19 protein-coding genes and 1 tRNA gene are annotated in these 24,045 nt (G+C 55.1%); all 20 read left to right on the top strand.

Annotation, left to right across the window (positions count from 1 at the left end):
- Nucleotides 1-6: 6 nt before the first annotated feature.
- The 20 genes from SELIN_RS10060 (at nt 7) to SELIN_RS09965 (ending at nt 23,125) form a co-directional block, all read left to right on the top strand.
- Entirely contained in the window at nt 7-1,851 is a 1,845-nt protein-coding gene (locus SELIN_RS10060; RefSeq protein WP_013506559.1) for a UbiD family decarboxylase, read from the top strand.
- A 147-nt stretch (nt 1,852-1,998) separates the two neighbouring features.
- Nucleotides 1,999-2,075 (top strand) — tRNA-Thr (locus SELIN_RS10055).
- A gap of 70 nt (nt 2,076-2,145) precedes the next feature.
- Nucleotides 2,146-3,333, top strand: coding sequence for an elongation factor Tu (tuf, locus tag SELIN_RS10050; RefSeq protein ID WP_013506558.1), 1,188 nt, complete (start codon nt 2,146-2,148; stop codon nt 3,331-3,333).
- 81 nt (nt 3,334-3,414) lie between these two features.
- The gene (gene rpmG, locus SELIN_RS10045; RefSeq protein ID WP_013506557.1) at nt 3,415-3,564 is read left to right on the top strand and encodes a 50S ribosomal protein L33; all 150 of its coding nucleotides are present in this window, start codon (nt 3,415-3,417) and stop codon (nt 3,562-3,564) included.
- A gap of 37 nt (nt 3,565-3,601) precedes the next feature.
- A complete protein-coding gene (secE, locus tag SELIN_RS10040; protein ID WP_013506556.1) occupies nt 3,602-3,781 on the top strand; it encodes a preprotein translocase subunit SecE in 180 nt (59 codons plus the stop codon).
- A 21-nt stretch (nt 3,782-3,802) separates the two neighbouring features.
- Nucleotides 3,803-4,321, top strand: coding sequence for a transcription termination/antitermination protein NusG (gene nusG, locus SELIN_RS10035; RefSeq protein ID WP_013506555.1), 519 nt, complete (start codon nt 3,803-3,805; stop codon nt 4,319-4,321).
- A 44-nt stretch (nt 4,322-4,365) separates the two neighbouring features.
- Complete coding sequence (rplK, locus tag SELIN_RS10030) at nt 4,366-4,791, top strand: 50S ribosomal protein L11 (RefSeq protein ID WP_013506554.1); 426 nt, start codon at nt 4,366-4,368, stop codon at nt 4,789-4,791.
- Between the two features lie 3 nt (nt 4,792-4,794).
- Nucleotides 4,795-5,487: a 50S ribosomal protein L1 gene (rplA, locus tag SELIN_RS10025; protein ID WP_013506553.1), complete on the top strand. Its 693-nt coding sequence runs from the start codon at nt 4,795-4,797 to the stop codon at nt 5,485-5,487.
- 123 nt (nt 5,488-5,610) lie between these two features.
- Nucleotides 5,611-6,138 carry a 50S ribosomal protein L10 gene (gene rplJ, locus SELIN_RS10020; protein WP_013506552.1) on the top strand — a complete coding sequence of 176 codons (528 nt, stop codon included), beginning with the start codon at nt 5,611-5,613 and terminating at the stop codon, nt 6,136-6,138.
- 75 nt (nt 6,139-6,213) lie between these two features.
- Nucleotides 6,214-6,594: a 50S ribosomal protein L7/L12 gene (gene rplL, locus SELIN_RS10015; protein ID WP_013506551.1), complete on the top strand. Its 381-nt coding sequence runs from the start codon at nt 6,214-6,216 to the stop codon at nt 6,592-6,594.
- A gap of 196 nt (nt 6,595-6,790) precedes the next feature.
- Entirely contained in the window at nt 6,791-10,834 is a 4,044-nt protein-coding gene (rpoB, locus tag SELIN_RS10010; protein ID WP_013506550.1) for a DNA-directed RNA polymerase subunit beta, read from the top strand.
- A gap of 52 nt (nt 10,835-10,886) precedes the next feature.
- Nucleotides 10,887-14,942: a DNA-directed RNA polymerase subunit beta' gene (rpoC, locus tag SELIN_RS10005; RefSeq protein WP_049871128.1), complete on the top strand. Its 4,056-nt coding sequence runs from the start codon at nt 10,887-10,889 to the stop codon at nt 14,940-14,942.
- Nucleotides 14,943-15,080: 138 nt separating this feature from the next.
- Nucleotides 15,081-15,998 carry a formyltetrahydrofolate deformylase gene (locus tag SELIN_RS10000; RefSeq protein ID WP_013506548.1) on the top strand — a complete coding sequence of 306 codons (918 nt, stop codon included), beginning with the start codon at nt 15,081-15,083 and terminating at the stop codon, nt 15,996-15,998.
- Between the two features lie 99 nt (nt 15,999-16,097).
- Nucleotides 16,098-17,744 (top strand): DNA polymerase III subunit gamma/tau, encoded by a 1,647-nt coding sequence (gene dnaX, locus SELIN_RS09995; protein ID WP_013506547.1) that lies wholly within the window; start codon nt 16,098-16,100, stop codon nt 17,742-17,744.
- 26 nt (nt 17,745-17,770) lie between these two features.
- Nucleotides 17,771-18,100 (top strand): YbaB/EbfC family nucleoid-associated protein, encoded by a 330-nt coding sequence (locus tag SELIN_RS09990; RefSeq protein ID WP_013506546.1) that lies wholly within the window; start codon nt 17,771-17,773, stop codon nt 18,098-18,100.
- A 5-nt stretch (nt 18,101-18,105) separates the two neighbouring features.
- The gene (locus tag SELIN_RS09985) at nt 18,106-18,732 is read left to right on the top strand and encodes a recombination mediator RecR (RefSeq protein WP_013506545.1); all 627 of its coding nucleotides are present in this window, start codon (nt 18,106-18,108) and stop codon (nt 18,730-18,732) included.
- A gap of 119 nt (nt 18,733-18,851) precedes the next feature.
- Nucleotides 18,852-19,832 (top strand): 2-oxoacid:acceptor oxidoreductase family protein, encoded by a 981-nt coding sequence (locus SELIN_RS09980; protein WP_013506544.1) that lies wholly within the window; start codon nt 18,852-18,854, stop codon nt 19,830-19,832.
- Nucleotides 19,833-19,858: 26 nt separating this feature from the next.
- Nucleotides 19,859-22,069, top strand: a complete 2,211-nt coding sequence (locus SELIN_RS09975) for a thiamine pyrophosphate-dependent enzyme (protein WP_013506543.1) — start codon at nt 19,859-19,861, stop codon at nt 22,067-22,069.
- A 177-nt stretch (nt 22,070-22,246) separates the two neighbouring features.
- Nucleotides 22,247-22,693, top strand: coding sequence for an Hsp20/alpha crystallin family protein (locus SELIN_RS09970; RefSeq protein WP_013506542.1), 447 nt, complete (start codon nt 22,247-22,249; stop codon nt 22,691-22,693).
- A gap of 9 nt (nt 22,694-22,702) precedes the next feature.
- Nucleotides 22,703-23,125 carry an Hsp20/alpha crystallin family protein gene (locus SELIN_RS09965; RefSeq protein WP_013506541.1) on the top strand — a complete coding sequence of 141 codons (423 nt, stop codon included), beginning with the start codon at nt 22,703-22,705 and terminating at the stop codon, nt 23,123-23,125.
- Nucleotides 23,126-24,045: the final 920 nt, after the last annotated feature.

The following is a 24,045-nucleotide window of genomic DNA, read 5'->3' as shown; positions in this document are numbered from 1 at the left end:
TGAGCCATGGGGTATAAAAATCTCCAGTCGTGTGTGGCGGATCTGGAACGCCATGGAATGCTGATTCGCATTGATGAGCCTCTCAGCCTGAATATGGAGGTTGGTGCTGTGCAGCGTCGGGTCTATGCCGCTGGCGGTCCGGCCTTGCTTTTCACCAATGTAAAGGAGACGGCGTTTCCCCTGCTGGGCAACCTCTTTGGTACCCTGGAGCGTACCCGCTGGATTTTTCGGGATACGCTGGATGTCATAGAGAGCCTGGTGCGGTTGAAGCTTCACCCCATGGAGGCTCTGCGGCATCCGCTGAAATTTCGTGGCGCGCCCATGGGGGCGCTGCATCTTCTGCCCCGCCGTGTATCCGGGGGGCCGGTGCTTGATTGCATCATTTCCTCTTCCGAGCTGCCGCAGCTGGTTTCCTGGCCCCGTGATGGCGGAGCGTTTATCACGCTGCCCCAGGTCTACTCGGAGAGCCTGCAGAGCCCTGGCCTGCGGGGTGGCAACCTGGGGATGTACCGGGTGCAGATCTCCGGCAATGAGTATTCCCCCGATCGTGAAATGGGAGTGCACTACCAGATACACCGCGGTATCGGAGTGCACCACCGTGAAGCCGTAGAGCGGGGTGTGCCTCTGCCGGTCAATATATTCGTGGGGGGAGCGCCTTCCATGACCATGGCTGCGGTTATGCCTCTTCCGGAAGGTATGCCGGAACTCTCCTTTGCCGGGCTGCTCGGTGGCCACCGCGTACCAATGGTTACACGGGCTGGAGGCCTGCCCTTTCCCGCCCAGGCGGATTTTGTGATCCGAGGGACCATTGATCCGGCCAAGGTAAAGCCCGAAGGCCCCTTTGGCGACCACCTGGGCTACTACAGCCTTGTGCACGACTTTCCGGTTCTTGATATCAAGGAGATCTTCTGTCGTCGCGATGCCATCTGGCCCTTTACGACGGTGGGGCGCCCTCCCCAGGAGGACACCTCCTTTGGTACCTTTATCCACGAACTCACCGGTGAGTTGATCCCGACGGTGCTCCCGGGTATCTGCGAGGTCCATGCCGTTGACGCGGCGGGAGTACATCCGCTGCTGCTGGCCATAGGCAGCGAGCGCTATACTCCCTATAATCCCCTGAGTGAACCCCAGGAGCTGCTCACGCAGGCTAATGCCATTCTCGGCCATGGCCAGCTGTCGCTGGCGAAGTTTCTGTTTATCGCTGCCCGCGAGGATAATGCCGACCTTGATACCCACAATATCCGCGAGTACTTCACCCATGTCCTGGAGCGCGTTGACTGGCGTCGGGACGTGCACTTCCAGACCATGACGACTATAGATACCCTCGACTATACCGGTCACGGACTCAATCGCGGTTCAAAGGTGGTTATCGCGGCTGCCGGAGCGCCACGGCGCAGCCTTGAGGGCACGCTGCCCGCCCAGATGGAGCTTCCGGCAGGGTTCAGGCGCCCTACCGTGGCCATGCCAGGCATTCTCGTGATCAGTGGGCCTGCCTGCGCTGCTCGAAAGAAGCAGGGAGGTGATCCTGATATCAAGGAGCTCTGCCGCGTGCTGCGGGAGCACCCGCTGCCCGAAGCCTGCGCCATGGTTGTCGTGGTTGATGACAGTGAGTTTGCCGCCCGTACCGAAGAGAATTTCCTCTGGGTTACCTTTACCCGCTCAAATCCGGCCACGGATATCTATGGAGTGGGCGCCTTTACTGAGAGCAAGCACTGGGGATGCACCGGCCCATTGATTATTGACGCGCGTACCAAGGCGGGACATGCGCCTGGCCTGGAGGAAGACCCTGCTGTGACCAGACGGGTTGAAGAGCTGGCGGCACAAGGTGGCCCTTTATTTCAGGTAATTTAGTTGACACTTTGGGCAAGTTGTTGGATAACAGTGCAGACCGTGTTGCACCAGCCTGAACGGGGCGGGGTATGAAAGGCTGCGCAGGTTCCAAAAAAGGATTGACAGCGGGAAACTCCCTGGTATATACCTTGTCTGTTTTGTTTTTGGGCCCAAGTAGCTCAGTAGGTTAGAGTACGTCCTTGGTAAGGACGAGGTCGGCGGTTCGAATCCGCTCTTGGGCTCCACAACGCTGCTATATCAGATTCGCGATATATGGAACGATTATGTACTTGAACATTCGAGGAGGATTTACAGATGGCAAAAGCAAAGTTTGAGCGCACAAAACCGCACGTCAACATAGGTACCATCGGACACGTTGACCACGGAAAGACCACGCTCACTGCTGCGATTACAACGGTCTTGGCTAAAGCTGGCGGTGCTCAGGCCATAGCTTATGACCAGATTGACAAAGCTCCTGAGGAAAAAGAGCGCGGTATCACAATTTCCACGTCACACGTTGAGTATGAGACGGCAAACCGTCACTATGCCCACGTTGACTGCCCCGGTCACGCCGACTACGTAAAGAACATGATCACCGGTGCCGCTCAGATGGACGGCGCTATTCTGGTTGTTTCCGCAGCTGATGGCCCCATGCCTCAGACTCGTGAGCACATCCTGCTGGCCCGTCAGGTTGGCGTTCCCAAGATCGTTGTCTTCCTGAACAAGGCTGACATGGTCGATGACGAGGAGCTGCTTGAGCTGGTTGAGATGGAAGTTCGCGAACTCCTCACCGAGTACGATTTCCCCGGTGACGATACTCCTATCGTTACGGGTTCTGCTCTGCGTGCCCTGGAAGACCCTGAGGGCGACTGGGCTCAGAAAATCCTTGAGCTGATGGCTTCTGTTGACGAATACATCCCGACTCCTGAGCGTGAAACTGACAAGCCCCTGCTGATGCCTGTGGAAGACGTGTTCTCCATTTCCGGCCGTGGTACCGTTGTTACCGGTCGTATTGAGCGCGGTATTGTCAAGGTTGGCGAGGAGATCGAAATCGTTGGTATCCGCGACACCCAGAAGACCGTTGTTACGGGCGTAGAAATGTTCCGCAAGCTGCTGGATCAGGGTCAGGCCGGCGATAACGTTGGTATCCTGCTGCGCGGCGTGAAGCGTGACGATGTTGAACGTGGTCAGGTTATCGCCAAGCCAGGTTCCATTACTCCTCACACCCAGTTTGAAGGCGAAATCTACGTTCTGACCAAGGAAGAAGGCGGACGTCACACTCCGTTCTTCAGTGGATACCGTCCTCAGTTCTACTTCAGAACCACTGACATCACTGGTATCGTAACACTGCCTGAAGGTACTGAGATGGTTATGCCCGGTGATAACCTCAAGGTTACTGGTGAGCTGATCAACCCCATCGCGATGGAAGAAGGCCTGCGCTTCGCTATCCGTGAAGGCGGAAGAACAGTTGGTGCCGGTGTTGTAACCAAGATCCTCAAGTAAACCTGACGGATAAACTATTCCGATAACAGGGGTGCGGTGCTCCGTGGAGAACGCACTCCTTCTTTTTGTGGAGAAAACACCATGCGAGATATTATTACCCTGGCTTGTGAAGTCTGCAAGAACCGCAACTACACAACCACCAAAAACAAGCGTACCATGACAGACAAGCTGGAACTCAAGAAGTACTGCAAGTTTGACCGGAAGCATACGCTGCATCGTGAAACGAAGTAATTGATCTGTTTTTTATGAAGTGGAAAAGAGCGGTACAATGAAAACAGTGGAATTTCTCAAAAGCGTCAAAAGTGAGTTCGGGAAAGTTGTCTGGCCGAAGAAGGATGAAGTCAAGGGCATGACACTGGTGGTACTGGTGCTGGTGGCCTTTATGACAGTGTACTTCGGTGCGCTGGATGCCGTGTTTTCCCGGATGATTTCACTGCTTATCGGATAATTCCTCAAGGAGACACGCTCAATGGCACTTTCTTGGTACGTGATACATGCATATTCCGGGTACGAGAACAAGGTACAGGAAGCTCTCGAGGAGCGGGTCAGCAGCCTTGGGCTTCAGGATAAGATCACTCAGATCCTGATTCCCACGGAAAATGTTGCCGAGTACAAGGGGGGCAAGAAGAAAATTGTCACCCGCAAGCGATACCCCGGGTACGTGTATGTGCAGATGGAGATGGACAAGACCACCTGGCACGTGGTGAAAAACATTCCCAAGGTGACCGGCTTTATTGGCGGGAACAAGCCTGTGGCTATTCACGACTCTGAAGTGCAGAAGCTGATTGAGTCTGACAAGCGACTGGTGGAACCGAAGGTGGAGTTTGTTGAACGGGATCCAGTGGAAGTGGTCGAAGGGCCATTCCACGGGTTTAATGGCGTGGTTACTCACGTCGATCACGAGCGCAAGCGGGTGAAGGTGAACGTGAGCATATTTGGCCGCGAAACCCCCGTTGAGTTCGAGTACACGCAAATTCAGAAGATATAAATTGACATACAGGTAGTCCCAGGGGGCTACACGGAGGCAAAATTATGGCCAAAAAAGTAATTGGCGAAATCAAGCTGCAAATTCCTGCCGGTGGAGCAAATCCTGCCCCTCCCGTAGGTCCCGCCCTCGGTCAGAAGGGCGTGAACATCATGGCATTCTGTAAGGAGTTCAACGCCAAGACAGAAAGCCAGAAGGGGATGATTATCCCCGTTGTCATCACGGTTTTTGAAGATCGCTCATTCACCTTTATCACCAAGACTCCTCCCGCCGCGATTCTGCTCATGAAGGCTGCCGGACTTGACAAGGGTTCAGCGGAGCCCAACAAGAACAAGGTTGGCAAGGTGACCAAGGCTCAGGTACAGGAAATCGCTCAGCTGAAGATGCCTGACCTGAACGCTCACACGCTTGAAGCGGCAATCGCAACAATCGAAGGCTCAGCGCGTAGCATGGGCCTGGTGGTGGAGGAGTAATCAATGGGAAAGAAATTTAACGCAGCTGTTGCGAAAGTAGATAAAGACAAGCGCTATACCCTGGAAGAAGCACTGGAGCTCTGTAAGTCGCTGGCATTTGCCGGGTTTTCCGAGAGCGTGGATGTGGCAGTTAACCTTGGGGTCAATCCCCGTCACGCCGATCAGATTGTTCGCGGCAGCGTGAGCCTGCCCCACGGCACCGGCAAGGACGTTCGCGTTCTGGTTTTTGCCAAAGGGGAAAAAGAAAAGGAAGCGCGTGATGCCGGAGCGGATTACGTGGGTTCTGATGACCTGGCCCAGAAGATCACGGGTGGCTGGCTGGAGTTTGACAAGGCAGTGGCCACGCCTGACCTGATGGGTCTTGTGGGGAAACTGGGTCGTATCCTGGGGCCGCGCAGCCTGATGCCGAACCCCAAGCTGGGAACGGTTACCTTTGACGTGGCGAAGGCCGTCAAAGACCTGAAAAGTGGTATGATCGAGTATCGCACCGATAAAGCTGGAATTATCCATGCTCCTGTCGGGAAAGTGAGCTTTGAGCTTGACATGCTGCGTGAAAACGTGTTAGCTATTGTGGATGCCTTGATTAAGGCGAAGCCCGCTACCGCGAAAGGAACCTATGTTCGCGGGATCACCCTTTCAAGCACCATGGGTCCAGGGATCCGGCTTGATGTGAACGCGGTGCTCCAGAATCGATAATCTGATATCGCAGAACCAGGTGCGCAGTTCTTAATAGCGTAAGCTGCCTGGGGAGATGTCATCAATATAACATTGATGCCTCCATGCGTATGCATAGGAGGCATTTCTTATGGAGTGTGTTACTTGAAAACAGAAACTTTGGAAAAGAAGCAGAACGTCGTCAGCCTTGTGGCTCAGAAAATTGAGCAGAGCGCTGGTGTTATTCTGTGTAATTATTCCGGATTGACCGTTAAGGGTGCTGATGAATTTCGGAGTGAGCTGCGCAAGCTGGGTGCTGGCTACGGTGTTGTGAAAAATACCATGCTGCGTCGGGCGCTGCCGGATGTGGAAGGACTCGATGAGCATCTGCATGGGACCACTGGCGTGGTGTATACCGGTGACGACTTTGCCGCTGCTGCCAAGTACGTCAGCGAGTTTTCCACCAAGTCCAAGGAAGTTATTACCATCAAGTGTGGTGTGATGGATGGCGCGGTGCTCAGCCAGGCTGATGTCGTCGCTATCAGTAAGCTTCCCTCCCGCGAAGTGCTGCTGGCAAAACTGCTCGGAACGCTCAACGCGCCTATCACAAACTTCGTCGGCGTTCTGGCTGGCGTGCCTCGCAAGTTTCTCTATGCGCTTAACGCGGTCAAAGAGAAAAAAGAGCAGGAATAAACGATTCTGTGAGTCAAATGCCTTAATCGCTGCATAAGCGTTTATTGATAAGATAATATACCCTGGAGGATATTCATGGCTATCAGCAAAGAAGATTTCATTTCTTACCTCGAAAACATGAGCGTTCTGGAGCTGGCTGAACTGGTAAAGGAACTTGAAGAGAAGTTCGGTGTTTCCGCTGCTGCTCCTGTGGCTGTCGCTGCTGCCGGACCTGCTGCCGGACCTGCTGCTGCAGAAGAGGAAAAGACTGAGTTCGACGTTATCCTGGTCAACGCCGGTGAGAAGAAAATTAACGTCATCAAAGTTGTACGCGAAGTAACCGGTCTGGGCCTCAAAGAAGCCAAGGATCTGGTAGAAGGCGCTCCCAAGGCAGTTAAAGAAGGCGTGAGCAAGGATCAGGCCAACGAACTGAAGGCGAAACTTGAAGAAGCCGGTGCCAAGGTAGAAGTAAAATAAGTGTTACTGCACTTTTAAGTTGAATGCCTTATGCGGCACAGGGGATGCGGCGGAAGCCGTCGCTCCCCCTGTGCTTGTTTGTGCTTGTAAAATTTGCCCAAACTGTTCATACTCACAGGTTGGCGCATAATGTGACAGGGAACGTTGTTCCTGATGTGATTCCCCCAACCCCATACCGTAACAGCAGGGAGTTACCATGGCGTTTGCTCAACAGCAAAATCGCAAAGTGACCTTTCGGAAACGGCACAACTTTTCCCGTATCCCCAATATTCTGGATATACCGGATCTGAATGCCATTCAAAAAGAATCATATGTAAAATTTCTTCAAATGGGCAAGGATTTCCAGCAGCGCAGTGACATGGGTCTCGAGGCGGTCTTTCGCAGCGTGTTCCCTATTCAGGACTACAATGAAACCGCCCAGTTGGAATATATCAGCTACTCCCTGGGAGAGCCGAAATATAATGTCAATGAGTGTCAGGATCGTGGTGCCACCTTCGCGGCTCCTGTCAGGATCAAGGTCCGCCTGGTACTCTTTGAGCGGGAAGGGTCAGCTGCGCCCGGCGAGCGTCCGGTCAAGGATGTCAAGGAGCAGGAAGTCTATCTGGGAGAACTCCCCCTGATGACCGACAAGGGGACCTTTATTATCAACGGCATTGAGCGGGTTATTGTCAGCCAGCTTCACCGTTCACCTGGTGTCTTTTTTGAAGACGATGGTGGCAAGGGCGGTGCCAATGCCAAGGTGATCTACTCTGCGCGTATCATACCCTATCGTGGCTCCTGGATGGATTTTGAATTTGATGCCAAGGATATCCTCTATGTCCGCATCGACAAGAAACGCAAGTTTCCGGCCACGGTTGTGCTCAAGGCACTGGGGTACAGCGAACGCGATATTCTCAGCCACTTCTACACCAATGAAACCATCCGCGTCAGTGAGGATGGTTCGGTTGAGAAACTGACCGACCTGGCAAATCTTTATAATCAGAAACTGATGCAGGATATCCTTCACCCTGAAAGTGGTGAGGTGCTGGTAAAGGCTGGACACAAGATAACCCGCGGCAATATTCGTAAGCTCACCAACGCCAATGTGCAGAGTATCCGGCTCGATCGCATGGAGGTAGTGCGTGACACGTCCTACTTCGCCGAAGATATTTACGATCCCTCCAGTGGCGAACTGCTTGCCTCCATTAACCAGCCTGTCACCGATGATATCTACGACCTGCTGCTTGAACGAGGGGTGCGCGAATTCGCCATTCTCTTTATCGACAATATCAAAAGTGATACCTCCATACGCGACACCCTGGCGGCTGACAGCAAGGTGACTTCGGCGGAAGAAGCTCTTATCGAGATATTCCGCAAGATGCGTCCAGGTGAGCCTCCCACGGTAGAAGCGGCTACACAGCTGTTTGACAACCTGTTCTTTGTCGCCAAGCGGTATGATCTCAGCCGCGTCGGGCGTCTGAAAATCAACCGTCGCCTCGGTCTTGAAGTTCCCATGGATGTCACTACCCTGACCCGTGAGGATATTCTGCAGGTCGTCAAGACCCTCTCCGATATCAAGAACGGAAAAGGTTCCGTCGACGATATCGACCACCTCAGCAACCGACGCATCCGCAGCGTGGGCGAGCTGCTGGAAAACCAGTTCCGCATCGGCCTGGTCCGCATGGAGCGCACGGTGAAGGAGCGCATGAGCATTCAGGATCTTTCGGAGCTTTCGCCCCAGGAACTCCTGAACTCCAAGCCCATCGTGGCTTCCATTAAGGAATTTTTCGGTTCTTCCCAGCTCAGTCAGTTTATGGATCAGACAAATCCCCTGGCCGAAATCACGCACAAGCGCCGGCTCTCGGCCCTTGGTCCTGGTGGTCTGACCCGTGAGCGGGCGGGTTTTGAGGTGCGTGACGTTCACACCACGCACTATGGACGTATCTGCCCCATCGAAACTCCGGAAGGCCCGAACATCGGTCTGATAACCTCTTTGGCAACCCATGGACGTATCAACGAGTATGGGTTTATCGAAACGCCTTACCGGAAGGTTGAGAAGAAAAAGGTAACCACGCAGATCGATTATCTCAGCGCCATTGACGAGTATGGTCAGATCATCGCCCAGGCCAACGAGCCCCTCGACAAGGGCAACTGCTTTGTCAACGAGCTGGTTTCCGCCCGTGATGAGGGTGAATTCGTTATGACCGAAGCGGAGAATATCACTTACATGGACGTTGCACCGGTACAGATGGTGTCTGTGGCCGCCGGCCTGATTCCCTTCCTGGAGAACGATGACGCCAACCGCGCTCTGATGGGATCAAACATGCAGCGTCAGGCAGTTCCCCTGCTGCGCACCCAGTCGCCTCTGGTCGGAACCGGCCTTGAGCGCAAGGTGGCTGTTGACAGCGGCGCTGCCATAACGGCTACCCGTGGCGGTACCATTGTCAGCGTTGAAGCGGACAAGATCATTGTCCACGTCAATGAGAGCGAAATCGCTCCCGGCGAAGGTCGCGTTGATATCTACAACCTCATCAAGTTCCGACGCTCCAACCAGAATACCTGCATCAACCAGACGCCCATCGTATTCCCGGGCGATCAGGTCAAGGCGGGCGATGTCATCGCCGATGGTCCGGCCACCGAGTCTGGTGATCTGGCCCTTGGCAAGAACGTGGTTGTCGCCTTCATGCCTTGGATGGGCTACAACTTCGAGGACTCCATCCTCATCTCCGAACGCGTGGTGCTGGAAGATGTCTATACTTCCATTCATATCGAGGAATTTGACGTGGAAGCCCGTGACACCAAACTGGGTCCGGAAGATATCACCCGCGATATTCCCAACGTGGGTGAGGACGCCCTCAAGGATATCGATGACTCCGGTATCATCCGCATAGGCGCGGAAGTGAAAGCCGGCGATATCATGGTGGGGAAAGTGACTCCCAAGGGGGAGACGCAGCCAACACCTGAAGAAAAGCTCCTGCGGGCGATCTTCGGCGAGAAGGCCGGTGAGTTCCGCGACGCATCCCTGACCGTACCCCCCGGTATTGAGGGGACCATCGTCGACGTGAAGGTCTTCACCCGTCGCGGTACGGAAAAAGACGACCGCGTCAAGGATATCGAGGAAGAAGAAATCAAGAAGCTGGAAGTCGACTATCAGGATGAGTGCACCCTTATCCGCAAGGAGCGCCTCAACAAGATACGTCGCCTGCTGGTCGGCAAAAAGCTCGCAGACGACCTGGTGCTGCGTGGCAAGATACTTGGACGCGAAGGGGAAGCCATCACCATGGAAATGGTGGAAAAGCTCACCCTCAACGAACTGCTGGAAACCCCCGTTGAAGACAGCGAAGGATTTATCCGCAAGGCCGAGTCCATCCGTGAAATTATGGAAGAGCAGCTGGAAAAAACCCACGAGATGTACACGGAGAAAAAATCCCGTGTCAACATGGGCGACGATCTGCCTCCCGGGGTCTTTAAAATGGTCAAGGTCTATGTTGCCGTCAAGCGTAAGCTGAAAGTCGGCGACAAGATGGCCGGGCGCCACGGCAACAAGGGTGTTGTTTCCCGCATCCTGCCCCAGGAAGACTTGCCCTATCTGCCAGACGGAACCCCCGTTGACATCGTGCTCAACCCCCTGGGCGTTCCCTCCCGTATGAACGTGGGGCAGATTCTTGAAACCCACCTGGGCTGGGCCGCCAAGGCCCTGGGTATGCACGTTGCCACCAACGTGTTCGATGGCGCCAATGAAGGCGATATCAAGGAACTCCTGCGCAAGGCCTATGATGGCAATGACACCGGTCAGACCGATCTCTACGACGGACGTACCGGCGAGAAATTTGACCAGCCGGTGACCGTGGGCGTCATCTACATGCTGAAGCTGCACCACCTGGTTGACACCAAAATTCACGCCCGCAGCACAGGGCCGTACTCGCTGGTTACCCAGCAGCCCCTGGGCGGTAAGGCGCAGTTCGGCGGACAGCGATTCGGGGAAATGGAAGTCTGGGCCCTTGAGGCCTATGGAGCCTCCCACTGTCTGCAGGAGCTGCTCACCGTGAAGTCGGATGATGTCAACGGACGTACCAAGATGTACGAGGCTATCGTCAAAGGGGAAAACACCCTGACACCTGGCCTGCCTGAGTCCTTTAACGTACTGGTGAAGGAACTGCAGTCTCTGTGCCTTGATGTGGAGCTTATCTCCACGGACGAGGCGGTGGAAGTTGAAGCCGGCGAAAGCAGTGAAGTGCTGACGGAAGAGTCAGGCGAGTAAGTCCTTTTGAAGACCTTATACAGCGGTTGGCGTAACGACGCCGAACCAGGATATGCTGGAGGAAACCTTGGATATCCGAGCCATGAATGAAAAGAAAGCCTTGCCCTTTTTCGATGCCATACAGATACGCCTGGCATCGCCGGAGAAGATACGCTCCTGGTCCCACGGTGAGGTGACCAAGCCTGAGACGATCAACTACCGCACGTTCAAGCCGGAGAAGGATGGCCTTTTCTGTGCGAAAATCTTCGGCCCTGTGAAGGACTGGGAGTGTAACTGCGGAAAATACAAGCGTATGAAGCACCGTGGCATTGTGTGCGAAAAGTGTGGCGTGGAAGTAATCCAGTCCAAAGTTCGTCGCGAGCGCCTCGGCCATATTGAGCTGGCGTGCCCAGTCAGCCACGTATGGCTTTTCAAGGGCTTGCCCAGCCGTATTGGTACCATCCTGGATATGACCCTGCGCGATCTGGAAAAGGTTCTGTACTTTGAGGAGTACATTGTCCTCGATCCCATGCAGACACCCCTCGAAGAGAAACAGCTCCTCTCGGAAGAGGCCTACTACAATGCCGTCGAAGAGTTCGGCTATGGTTCCTTTGTCGCCGACATGGGAGCGGAGGCCATTCGCGAGATGCTGCGCAAGCTGGATCTGGACCTGCTGGCCATTGAGCTGCGCCAGGATCTGCAGGATGCCACGTCCGTGCAGAAAATCAAAAAACTGACCAAGCGCCTGAAAGTGGTGGAGGCATTCCGCAAAAGCGGCAACAAGCCCGAGTGGATGATCCTGGAAGTCATTCCGGTCATCCCCCCCGAGCTGCGCCCCCTGGTTCCCCTGGATGGCGGACGTTTTGCCACCAGTGATCTGAACGATCTCTACCGGCGCGTCATCAATCGTAACAACCGCCTCAAGCGCCTGATGGAGCTGCAGGCACCGGATATCATTATCCGCAACGAAAAGCGCATGCTGCAGGAAGCGGTAGACGCCCTCTTTGACAATGGCAAGCGTGGACGCGTTCTGCGCGGCCCCAACAAGCGTCCCCTGAAATCTCTGTCCGATATGCTCAAGGGCAAGCAGGGTCGTTTCCGTCAGAACCTTCTGGGTAAGCGGGTTGACTACTCGGGCCGCTCCGTTATCGTTGCCGGCCCCGAGCTGAAGATGTGGCAGTGCGGTCTGCCCAAGAAGATGGCGTTGGAGCTTTTCAAGCCATTTATCTTCCAGAAGCTGGAGCAGAAAGGCTATGCCGCTACCATCAAAAGTGCCAAGAAGATGGTGGAAAAGAATCGCCCCGAAGTATGGGATATCCTGGAAGAGGTTATCCGCGAGCATCCCGTGATGCTCAACCGTGCACCAACCCTGCACCGCCTTGGTATCCAGGCTTTTGAGCCGGTGCTGATCGAGGGCAAGGCCATCCAGCTGCACCCGCTGGTATGTACCGCCTTCAACGCCGACTTTGACGGTGACCAGATGGCGGTTCACGTGCCCCTCTCCACCGAGGCGATCCTTGAAGCGCGCATTCTGATGCTCGCCTCCAACAACATCCTGTCTCCGGCGAGCGGCAAACCGATTACCGTACCCACACAGGACATTGTTCTGGGGTGCTATTACATGACCCGTGAAAAGCGCAATGCCCGTGGCGAAGGCATGGCCTTTGGTTCTGTGGAGGAAGTGGAAACCGCGTACTCCCTGAACAAGATTGATCTGCACGCCAAGATTACCTGCCGTCTGAATGGCGGTCGCTTTGAAACCACCGTCGGGCGCGTTCTCTTTTCCCAGTGCCTGCCGGAGAACATGGGCTTTGAACTGATCAACAAAACCCTCAACAAGAAGGTACTGCTTGCCATCGTCGAGCGTTGCTACCGTGAAAACGGCAATGCTCAGACTGTTCTCTTCCTTGATCGCCTCAAGGAAATGGGCTACCGCTATGCCACCAAGGCCGGTATTTCTGTCTGCCTTGACGACATGCGTATTCCCGATAACAAGCAGGCCCTGGTGGAAAAGGGCATCAATGAAGTTGCCGAAGCCAACATCAAGTACCAGGAGGGTATCAGTACCTTCGGCGAGAAGTACAACCGCACCATTGGTATCTGGTCCGATATCACCGAGAAAATCGCAGACGAGATGATGAAGGCTCTGGGCAGCGAAGGTGGGGATGCCTCCTCAGCCAACCCCCGTGAGCGCAACTTCAACTCCATCTACGTGATGGCTGACTCCGGTGCCCGTGGCTCCAGACAGCAGATGCGTCAGCTGGCCGGAATGCGTGGTCTGATGGCCAAGCCGGATGGCTCCATTATCGAGACGCCCATCATGGCGAACTTCCGCGAAGGGTTGAGCGTTCTGGAATACTTCATCTCCACCCACGGCGCCCGGAAGGGTCTGGCGGATACGGCTCTGAAGACAGCCAACTCCGGTTATCTGACCCGTCGTCTGGTGGATGTGGCCCAGGATGTCATCATCACCGAAGCCGATTGTGGCAGCAACCGTGGCATGGTGATCACCGCCTTCATGGAAGGCAGCACCATTATCGAAAGCATTGGCGAGCGAGTGCTCGGGCGGGTCACCCTCGACGAGGTGGTGGATATCCATGGCGATGTCATCCTGCCCAAGGGCCACCTGATTGACGAAGATGGTGTGCAGCGTATTGAGGAGGCCGGGATTGAGAAAATCCGCGTGCGCTCTGTCATGAACTGCCAGGCCCAGTCCGGCGTATGTGCCCAGTGCTATGGCCGTGACCTTTCCCGTGGCAGCCTGGTCAGCATCGGCGAGGCTGTCGGCGTAGTGGCAGGCCAATCCATCGGTGAACCCGGTACGCAGCTGACCATGCGTACGTTCCACGTTGGTGGTGCTACCAGTCAGAAGGCCGAAGAATCCATGGCTCACGCCAAGGCTTCCGGTACCGTAAAATACATTGACCTGATGACCGTGACCAATCGCGCTGGCAAGACAGTGGCCATGAGCCGTAACGGACTTATGCTGATCCTGGATGAAGGCGGCAATGAAATTGACTCCCACAAGGTGACCTACGGTGCCCACGTACTCGTTGCTGACGGTGCCGCAGTATCCCAGGGGGAAAAGCTGCTGGAATGGGATCCATTTGCTGCGGTGATTATCACCGAAGTCAGCGGTATTGCCAAATTCGGTGACATCGTCGATGGTCAGACCGTTAAGGAAGATGTGGATGCGGTGACGGGCATCAGCCGCCGTACCGTACTTGAACACTCCGAAGAGCGACGCCAGCCCCGGGTGTCCGTCAAGGGCAGCGGAGATGAGACGCTGCGTCGTTACTTCCTGCCCGGTGGCAGTACCATTCAGGTGGCTGAAGGCACGGAAGTGCTTCCCGGTGATATTATCGCCAAGATTCCGAAAGCGGCCACCAAGGCCAAGGACATCACGGGTGGTCTGCCACGGGTTGCCGAGCTCTTTGAAGCCCGCAAGCCCAAGGATCAGGCGATCGTCAGCGAAATAGACGGTATTCTGAATATTGGTGGACTGGTGCGCGGCATGCGCAAGGTCACGGTTCGCAACGATGATACCGGCGAACTGAAGACCTACTCCATCCCCCGTAATCGTTATATCAACTACCTTGACGGTGATATGGTCCGCGCCGGTGACATGATCGTTGACGGTGCCATGGATCCCCATGACATTCTGAGTATCAAGGGCGTCGACGCGGTGCAGGAGTACCTGACCAACGAGATCCAGGAAGTGTACCGATCCCAGGGCGTTGGCATCAATGACAAGCACATCGAAGTGATTATCCGTCAGATGCTCAAGAAGGTGCGCATTACCGATTCCGGTGATTCCGACTTCATGGTTGACGAAGAGCTTGAGTGGTTGAACGTTGAGAACAAGAACCGCGAGCTTGAGCTTGCCGGAAAGCTGCCGGCCAAGTACGATCGCATGCTGCTGGGCATAACCAAAGCCAGTCTGTCCACGGAGTCGTTTATCTCGGCAGCTTCCTTCCAGGAGACGACGCGGGTTCTGACAGAGGCCAGTATCTCCGGTAAGATCGACCACCTCAACGGCCTGAAGGAAAACGTCATCATGGGACGACTGATTCCAGCTGGCACCGGGGTGAAATCAAATAAACGGTTTACGTACAGTAAAACATCCTAAGTCCTGCTGACGGGTCTGTGGTTGACAAGGAAAACAGCGGGCTCTCCTTTCGGGAGATGCCCGCTTGTTTTTTCGACCAGAGGCGCGCAGTGTCAAAGGCAGGCGCCATGCCCAGAATACCGTTGAGAGAGGTTACGTGTGACACCGAAGAAAATTGTTGAAGTATCAGTAATCGGTAAGGATAAAAAGGGCGTTATCGCCACCTTCACATCGCTGCTTTTTGACTGTGGCGTCAATATTGAAGACCTTGAACAGACGGTACGGGAAGACTTCTTCCTGATGCGTGTCAAGGGCGATATCAGCGGTCTGACGGTCAGTCTGACCGGCCTCGAAGGGCTCCTGAGCGAGGCAGCCAAAAAGCTGGACATGGAAGTGTCCCTCAACACCCGGCAGTCCTCCGGCATCAAGCGCATGGCGCTGATGGTCACCAAGGAAGCCCATGCTCCCGAAGCCATTCTCGCGGAAATCAAGGCAGGGCGCATCCAGGCGGAAGTGGCCGTGATGATCGGCAACCGCGAAGAGCTGCGACCGCTCGCCGAGCGCGAGGGAATCCCTTTCTTCTGCTTCAGCTCCAAGATCAAGGAAGAGAACGAGCACAACATTATCGAGCTGCTGCGACAGCCCGAATACAACGTGGATCTGATCGTGCTGGCCCGCTATATGCAAATTCTCTCGCCGGAGTTCACCTTCCGCTATGAAGGGAAAATCATCAATATTCACCCCTCGCTGCTGCCCGCCTATCCAGGAGCCCGTGCGTACCGTCAGGCCTATGACAATGGCTCAACGGTGGCCGGAGCCACCGCCCACTTTGTGACCATGGATCTCGATCGTGGTCCGATCATCTACCAGGAGGCCTTCTACATCGATAAGTCCAGCGATACGCTCCAGGATGTGGTGCGTCGCGGCCAGGATCTGGAGAAGCGCATTCTGTCACGGGCTGTGCGCATGTTTGTGGATGAGGAACTCTATATGCACTGGGGCAAAGTCTACTGGCGCAAATCCCCCTACAACGACGGTACCTGTCCGGAAGTCGGGCATCTTCCTTCGATTTCCTGACAGAAGTGCCGGCTGTTTGGCGGCAGCCACAGAGTGTGGTATCCTCACAACTGCAGGAAAATTGCGCTACGCGCATGACGCGCGCAAGGAGCTGAGTTCTTGTCTTATTTAGTGTATGCCAGAAAATACCGGCCGCGCACCTTCGCTGAAGTTGTCGGTCAGCAGCATATCTCTCGCACCCTGCTCAACTCCATTCGCGGCGGGCGGCTGGCCCATGCGCTGATTTTCAACGGTCCCCGTGGTGTGGGGAAGACCTCCATGGCGCGCATTCTGGCCAAGAGTCTCAACTGCATGGCACCGGTTGAGGGGGAGCCCTGCGGCACGTGTGAAAACTGCGTCGCCATTGATCAGGGAGCCTTTCTTGACGTGGTGGAGATTGATGCCGCTTCCAATCGCGGCATTGATTCCATGAAGACCCTCATTGAAGAGGTCGACTATGCCCCCGCCATGGGGCAGGTCAAGGTCTATATCATCGACGAATTTCACATGCTCACCCGTGAGGCTTTCAACGCTTTTCTGAAAACCCTCGAAGAGCCGCCCCCCCATACCGTGTTTGTGCTGGCGACCACGGATCTGCACAAGGTTAATCCCACCATACTCTCACGCTGCCAGCGTCACGATTTCCGGCGCATACCACGGGATGAGATGGTTCAGGCTCTGGCCCACATCCTGGGTAACGAGGGTATTGCATTTGAGACCGACGCCCTGCAGATCATCGCCACCACCAGCGAGGGCTGCATGCGCGACGCGGAATCCATCCTTGATCGCGTCGTCAGTTACTGTGGTGAACGTATCAGCGCCGCCGATGTCATGGAGCTGGTCGGCATTGCGACCCATGGCATGGTGTTTGGAGTCTTCCAGGCCATTGCCGCTGGCGACCTGCCACGCATACTGACGCTGATTGAACAGGCCAATGAGACCGGCGCCGATATGCGCCAGCTTTGTCGGCAGCTGCTGGAGACAACCCGCCTCGTCTACCTGGCGACCCAGGGCATTATACCCGTGAGTGATGAGGAGTCGGTGGAGCAGCTGCAGCAGCTGGGGAAAGCCTTTGATACCTTGCAGCTCGATGCCATCTACTCCATGCTGCGCGAATGTTTTGTGGAGATCACCCACTCTCCTTTTCCTCAGTACGATCTGGAATTCTGTCTGCTCAAGAGTGCGCGCCTGCTGCCCAGTGTGGAGGTTGAGCGGCTGATCGGCGCTCTGCAGGCTCCTGAACCATCAGTGGTGCCAGCCCCGGCCGCACCTTCCACGGAAAAAAAAACTCTAAAACCAGCTCAGCAACCCCCGCAGACCACGGAAGCACTGCACCGTGAGCTTGTCGGGATTCTTGATGAAACCCATCCTCATGTGGCTGCTTTTCTGCGCCACAGTCGTCTGGAACAGAAGGGCTCACAGCCCGACACCTATATTCTGAAAACGGCTCCATGTAACCACGACCTCATGGGGCAGGACAAACGCGGACTGCTGGCACAGCATATTGCGCAGTTGCTGGGCAGGCCCTGTCAGCTGGAAGTTCAGGTTGAAGCCGCTCCGGATACGCTTGCCAGGCAGGAAGAGCGCCAGCGTACCGATCTGCAGGAGCACTTCCGGCGGGAGCTGATGGGCGATGAAATCTACCAGGGCCTGGTGGAGCGCTTTCAGGGATCACTCATGGACCTGCGGGTTCTGGATGACGCCACGCCACCGGATATTGAAGATGAGAACGACTCGCAAGCGGACCTTCACGGCGAAGGTACTTGAATACCTATGATACACAGGAGAATCACATGAAAGGTTTTGGCGGCGGTATGAATATGCAGGCCATGATGAAGCAGGCTCAGGCCATGCAGGAGAAGATCATGAAACTGCAGGAAGAAGTGGAACAGCAGACCGTGGAGGTCTCTGTTGGTGGAGATGTGGTGCGGGTAGTCGCCAATGGCAAGGGAAAGATCATCTCCATGGAAATTTCGCCGGATATCATCGATCCCTCGGATCCCGAAATGCTGCAGGATATTATTATCTCCGCAGTCAATGAAGCCCAGGAAAAGGCAGCGGCCCACACCCAGGAGCAGATGTCCAAGGTAACCGGAGGAATGAAGCTGCCCGGCTTCATGTAAGCGCCATGTACGCACTTCCCAGTGTAGAGTTGCTGGCGCAGGGGCTGGCGCAGATTCCGGGTATTGGTCAGAAGACCGCTGAGCGATTTGCCCTTGAGGTGGCCGCCATGGCCCCCGCGAAGCGACAGGCCATTGTCCGGGCTTTTGAAGAACTGGAAAACCGTCTGATAGCATGTGATGAGTGTCATACCCTGGCCGAGAGCTCGCCCTGCCCGCTCTGTCGGAACACTTCCCGCAACCGACGGCAGCTGTGTGTGGTGGAGACCTTCCACGATCTCGTGGCCATTGAGAATGCCGGCGTCTATGAAGGCCTCTACCACGTCCTGGGTGGCAAAGTGTCCCCCGTAGCCCACTGCTCTCCCCAGGACCTTTTTCTGCAGACACTTCCGCAGCGCATTCGGGAGCTGGGTGTCGCGGAAGTGATTATTGCCGCCTCCCACACCCCGGAGTCCCGCATCACCATGGAGCTTGTGAAAAGAAGTGTGCTGAGTGCAAAAACAAACACGCAGGTCACTTTTTTCTCCTCACTGTTGCCGGTAGGCGCTCCACTGAGCATTTGTGCAGTTGATATCCTGAAAAAAGCATTTCATGCCAGAAAAAATGCCATTGACGATCAATTGAATGCCATGTAAAAAAGGAGAGTTTTTCCGTTCAGGGGGGAAAAACGACTTGTGAAAGGGAATCCGTTTCAAAACACAATTTCTTCGTATACGATGGCATTGTGAATTTACAAAGTTAAGGAGGGCTGACCATGAGCCAAGACTTCACACTCCCTTATTCCGACGAATTGGGTTTTTGTAACATCAAGATGTCGGCAGTTGGGGGCGATGGCGCCAATATGGCCGGAAAAATGCTGTTTAAAATCGCCCTTGAGTACATGGGGCTGGACGGCGCTTTTGACGCCAAATACGGCTCCGAGAAAAAAGGAACACCCACGGACGTCAGCGTCAAGCTGTGTGAGCGTGGCATTCCCATCCGTCAAACCGGACCTACGGACAGTCCTCACGTTCTGGTAATATTCCGTGAAGACCTCATCGGTCCTCTGAACCTGATACAGGGTGTGCAGGAAAATGCCATCGTGATCGTCAACACGGAGCGCACCCCCGCCCAGATCCGTGAAGAGCTCAAGCTGCACAGCGGAACCATCATCTGTGTCGACGCGCTGGACATTGCGTCCAAAACCCGCTCACGCCTGAACATGCCACTGCTCTCCGCACTGGTATACGCCCTGAAGCTGCCTGAAGATATTTTCGAGAAAACCATCAAGGAAACCTGGCCCAAGCCTGAGGTTCAGAAGTCCAACATCGAAGCGTTCGAGCAGACTCTGGGCAACAAGCAGGAAGAGCACTTCCCCGCTGACGGCAAATTCCCGCTGGTTCCTGGCAAGTGGACCTATGAGACCCCCATTGGCTGGCGCAACCAGAACAAGGGTGGCTACATGGAAACCCGCCTGTTCTCCCTGCACGGCAAAGACATGAAGATCACCCGTCAGGGCCTGATTCCCCTCTTCAACGCCGAGGCCTGTATCCACTGCGCCAAGTGCTTCTACACCTGTGCCGACCCCGGATCTATCATCTTTAAGGACAGCAAGATGGTTGGTTACAACTATGCTCACTGCAAAGGCTGCCTGCGCTGCGTTGAGGTATGTCCTACCCATAAGAAGGGCAAAGCCCTCAGTAAGGGTATGGAAGCTGAGCACCATGATCTCGTTACCAAGCACACCTGGTTCTGAGCGGAAATTAAGGAGGAAATGACAGCATGATAGAACAAATCTCCAAGGTAATTAACGGCAACGAAGCCGTCGCCGAAGCCATTATTCATATCGGATACGAATTCGAAGGCTACTATCCCATCACTCCTTCATCTGACGCCGGACAGGAAGTCAATACGCGCCTGGCCAATGGTGAAGCGGATCTTTCCTTTGTTGTCGGCACCTCAGAGCTTGCCGCCATCGGCATCTGCTACGGCGCGGCCCTGGCTGGCGCCCGCACCGTTGATGTCACTTCGGCCAATGGTCTTCTGCTGAAGCTTGAGCAGATTCCCGTTATCTCCGGTACGCGTACTCCCATGGTTCTGAACCTGTCCACTCGTTGTGTATCCGGCCCGCTGAACATCAAGAACGACCACACTGACCTGGCCACCATGCTGGGCATGGGCTGGCTGATCCTGATGGCCAAGAACGTTCAGGAAGTCTATGACATGAACATCATAGCCCTGAAACTGGCTGAAAAAGTCAACCTGCCTGTGTGCGTTGCCTATGACGGCTTCCACACTTCCCACGGCAACCGTCGCGTGCTGATTGCCAAGGACAAAAAGGATGTCACCAGCTTCATCGGTCCCAAGCCCAAGCGCCCCACCTGTCTGGACGTGGAAGAGCCCCGCACCTTCGGTCCTTACATGAACGACGACATCATCAACAACAAATACCAGCTGCACCTGGCCATGCAGGAAGCCTACGAAGCGCTTCCCGGCCTCTTCGCCGAGTTTGAAGCCAAGTTTGGCCGCAAGTACGGCTTCCTGGACACCATGGGCCTGGAAAAGGCCGACAGCGCCATGATGCTCCTCAACAGCGCCGCTGAGTCCACCAAGGACGCCATTGAACTGCGCAAGAAAGAGGGCAAGGAAAACATCGGTCTGATCAGCTTCAACGTTCTGCGCCCCTTCCCCGTGAAGGAAGTGGTCGGAGCCCTGAAGAACATCAAAACCCTGCTGGTTGCAGAGCGCGCCCATATGTACGGCGCCACCATGTCCTACCTGGCCACAGAAGTTGCCGCCACTGCTCAGCAGGCGGGCAATCAGGTGAAAATCCTCAACCGCGTTTTCGGATTGGGCGGCTTGAATTTCATTCACCGTGACGCCCTGGCGGTTATGGATCAGCTGGAAAAAGCCAATGCCGGTGACGCCAGCGTTCCCGTGTTTGACTACTACCAGCACTGGGATGGCGAAGCCACACCTCCTGCAGCGGAAAAGGTGAAACTGCCCGCTCTGGAGCAGTACACCCAGAATGAAAAATACGAAAAAGTTGATATCAACACCCTGAAGAAGCTGGCCTCCGATATGCCTACCCGTATCGAGAAGATGTCCAGCTGCCCTGGCTGCGGTATATTCACCAACCTGGAGATGTTCCTCAAGGGCATTGACGGCGCCGTGATCCTGACCTTTGCCACCGGCTGCGGCATGGTTGTTACCACCGGCTATCCCGGTACCTCCTTCAAGGTTCCCTATGTCCACTCTCTCTTCCACAACGCGGCATCCACGGCAACCGGTATTGTTGAGCACTACCGCTGGCTCAAGGAAAAAGGTCTGCAGGATCGTGAAATCACGGTTATCGCCGTTGGTGGTGACGGAGCTTCCGACATCGGTATGGACCAGATCCTGGGCGCGGCTCTGCGCAACACGCCCTTTATCTACATCGAGTATGATAACAAGGTATACGCCAACACCGGTGCCCAGATGTGCTACACCGGCTTCAAGGGTATGCTCTCCACCACTTCCCAGGTGGGTAAAAAGTATATTGGCAAGCAGTTTCACCACAAGGACATCGTCGAAATCATGCGCGGTACCCATATGCCTTACATGGCGACCATCGCGGAAACCAACCCCGTCGATGCCGTCCAGAAGGCCCGCAAGGCACAGCAAACGGTTCGCGATGGCGGAATGGCCTTTATCAAGGCATTCTCCGTATGCCCCCTGAACTGGGTTACTGCTGATGACAGCGGACCTGCCATTACCCAGGCCATGCTGGACAGTTGCCTCTTCCCCCTCTATGAAATTGACCATGGGATAACCAAGCTCAACTACGATCCCAAGGACAAAAAGATCCCCGTTGGCGACGCCCTCAAACTGATGGGGAAAGCCACCAGCCACCTCAATAAACCGGAGGCCAAGCCGGTTGTTGAAGAGGTTCAGAAGGAAGTTGATCGTCGCTGGGAGCGCCTGATTGCCATGAACGAGCATCCACTGCTCTGATCCTTATGGGAAATTCCCTTTTTATCCCGGTTCTGCTCTGGCAGAACCGGGATTTTTTTTGACACCAGGTGGCCCTTGAATTTCAGGGGTGGGCGCTTATACTTACCTTTGCCTGCGTGTTGTGAGGTATTTGAGCAAGCTCTTAGATCAACCATAGTGCAAGAGGAGGTGTGAACCATGTTGCCATCACCACTTGATCCCCTGCGCCCCCTGCGCGAGTTTGAACGGCAGTTTGGTGAGCTCCTGGATCGCTTTTCGGGGAAAGCCGGTTCAGGCAGCAAAGAATCACCATTCTTTGCCCCGTCTGTCAACACCCGTGAGGATGAGCAGGGTTACGTCGTAGAGGTAGACCTGCCGGGAGTTCCCAAAGAAGATGTCACCATCGATGTGGCGGGAAATGTGCTGCGCATCAGCGGTGAACGCCGTGAAGAGAAGCGCGAGGAATCTGAAGGGTACATCCATCAGGAAAGCTCCTTCGGGAAGTTTCAGCGCAGCTTCACCCTTCCCGGTGACATTGATGTGGAGAACGTGCAGGCCAGCTACCATGACGGAGTGCTGAATGTCACTATTCCGAAACGCGCCCTGACCGGGAGCAGTCAACCCAGACAGGTACCCATTCAGTGAGGAGTCGCCATGGGATGGATTGAAAAAGCCCGCGAACTGGAAACCCGCGTTGAGGACTTTGTTCGCAAAGGCATGCAGAAAATACGCCCGGCGGTGAGCTCTTTTCTGGGGCATACGCCGCCGGCAAATACCCGCGAAGACCAGGCAGCCTACACCATCAGTGTTGATCTGCCCGGAGTCAGGAAAGACGACATTACCCTGAGCGTCGACAGCGGAGTGCTCCTGCTCAAGGCAGAGCGCTCCATGAGCCGTGAGCATCTGGAGAAGGACTACTACCGCATGGAAAGTTACTTTGGCCAGATTCAGCGCAGCTTTGTGCTGCCACCCGAGGTGGATGAGGAGAAACTGAGCGCTTCCCTTGAGAATGGGGTTCTCAGGATCAGCATCCCGGTGGATCAGAACAAACTTCCCCGCCGTATTGATATCAGCTGACACATGTCGCTATGGTATTTTGCAAGCGTATCCGGAGAGCAGGCTTTCCGGATACGCTTTGTCCGATAAGTGACTTCTGAAGTTTCGCATCCCCGAAACGGCAGGTTGTCAGCGCTGACCCTGATGTCACGCTGCAATGGCCGAAATGGTTCTACACAGACTGCGTCGCTTGACATTATCCTCACCATATATTCGAGTTTCTTTTGCCACTTTTTACCCGCAAAAAGTGGCTGGGAAGCGACCCCCAGTGCTGTCCTTATCAGCCGCCCGCTTGCCTGGAACTGGGGACCGCAAACAACCGCCCTCCATGGCTTTTGGTTTGCGGTTGCCGCCGTCGTGGCGTCAACCCTGCGGGTCCATAGCGTTCCAGTCGGCGCGTTCTGGCTGGGCCAGCACACGGGGGAGAGGCAGAAGCAGGCCGTCCCCCCTGAGCCCGTCCGGTGAGTGCGACGCCTGGCTGGCAAGACCCGAACGGGACACTCACAGGAAGTGAGTGGTCCGGCAGCACTGCAGGGAGGCAGGGGTCAGGCAACGCAAAGAGACCCAGGTGCAAGGCGCGGGCAAAGCGAGGAGGGAGGCGTACTCCCTGTACGTCGCAGTGACGAGCGATGCCCGGCAACGCAGCAGATGGGCCTCTTTGATCAGCCTGCTGTCGGATCTCCAGAACAGGCGAGCCAACGAGCCGGAAAAACGGGCGTTCGGGGGGCGCGTTTTTGTGTCCTTTTTGTGCGGTCAAAAAGGACAATATCCGGAGACAAAAAGTGGAGTACCGATAAGTCAAGCATGCAAAATCAATATAGTTTCCGCGAGATAAATGCCATTATAATAACAGCTTAACTCAAGACAACAAGATGCGAAAGTTGAGTGACTTGTATCGAAAACTGGCAGGAGTTTTCGTATGGGTGCCGGATATGGAAGAA

It is taken from the genome of Desulfurispirillum indicum S5 (assembly GCF_000177635.2).
In the GTDB taxonomy this organism is placed as follows: domain Bacteria; phylum Chrysiogenota; class Chrysiogenetes; order Chrysiogenales; family Chrysiogenaceae; genus Desulfurispirillum; species Desulfurispirillum indicum.
Note: the sequence above shows the minus strand (reverse complement) of the source record. Positions and strands in the feature narration are given on the sequence as shown.

Coding starts and splice junctions, on each gene's coding strand:
- SELIN_RS10060 (WP_013506559.1), top strand. CDS start 7: ATGGGGTATAAAAATCTCCAGTCGTGTGTGGCGGATCTGGAACGCCAT.
- tuf (WP_013506558.1), top strand. CDS start 2,146: ATGGCAAAAGCAAAGTTTGAGCGCACAAAACCGCACGTCAACATAGGT.
- rpmG (WP_013506557.1), top strand. CDS start 3,415: ATGCGAGATATTATTACCCTGGCTTGTGAAGTCTGCAAGAACCGCAAC.
- secE (WP_013506556.1), top strand. CDS start 3,602: ATGAAAACAGTGGAATTTCTCAAAAGCGTCAAAAGTGAGTTCGGGAAA.
- nusG (WP_013506555.1), top strand. CDS start 3,803: ATGGCACTTTCTTGGTACGTGATACATGCATATTCCGGGTACGAGAAC.
- rplK (WP_013506554.1), top strand. CDS start 4,366: ATGGCCAAAAAAGTAATTGGCGAAATCAAGCTGCAAATTCCTGCCGGT.
- rplA (WP_013506553.1), top strand. CDS start 4,795: ATGGGAAAGAAATTTAACGCAGCTGTTGCGAAAGTAGATAAAGACAAG.
- rplL (WP_013506551.1), top strand. CDS start 6,214: ATGGCTATCAGCAAAGAAGATTTCATTTCTTACCTCGAAAACATGAGC.
- rpoB (WP_013506550.1), top strand. CDS start 6,791: ATGGCGTTTGCTCAACAGCAAAATCGCAAAGTGACCTTTCGGAAACGG.
- rpoC (WP_049871128.1), top strand. CDS start 10,887: ATGCTGGAGGAAACCTTGGATATCCGAGCCATGAATGAAAAGAAAGCC.
- SELIN_RS09990 (WP_013506546.1), top strand. CDS start 17,771: ATGAAAGGTTTTGGCGGCGGTATGAATATGCAGGCCATGATGAAGCAG.
- SELIN_RS09985 (WP_013506545.1), top strand. CDS start 18,106: ATGTACGCACTTCCCAGTGTAGAGTTGCTGGCGCAGGGGCTGGCGCAG.
- SELIN_RS09980 (WP_013506544.1), top strand. CDS start 18,852: ATGAGCCAAGACTTCACACTCCCTTATTCCGACGAATTGGGTTTTTGT.
- SELIN_RS09975 (WP_013506543.1), top strand. CDS start 19,859: ATGATAGAACAAATCTCCAAGGTAATTAACGGCAACGAAGCCGTCGCC.
- SELIN_RS09970 (WP_013506542.1), top strand. CDS start 22,247: ATGTTGCCATCACCACTTGATCCCCTGCGCCCCCTGCGCGAGTTTGAA.
- SELIN_RS09965 (WP_013506541.1), top strand. CDS start 22,703: ATGGGATGGATTGAAAAAGCCCGCGAACTGGAAACCCGCGTTGAGGAC.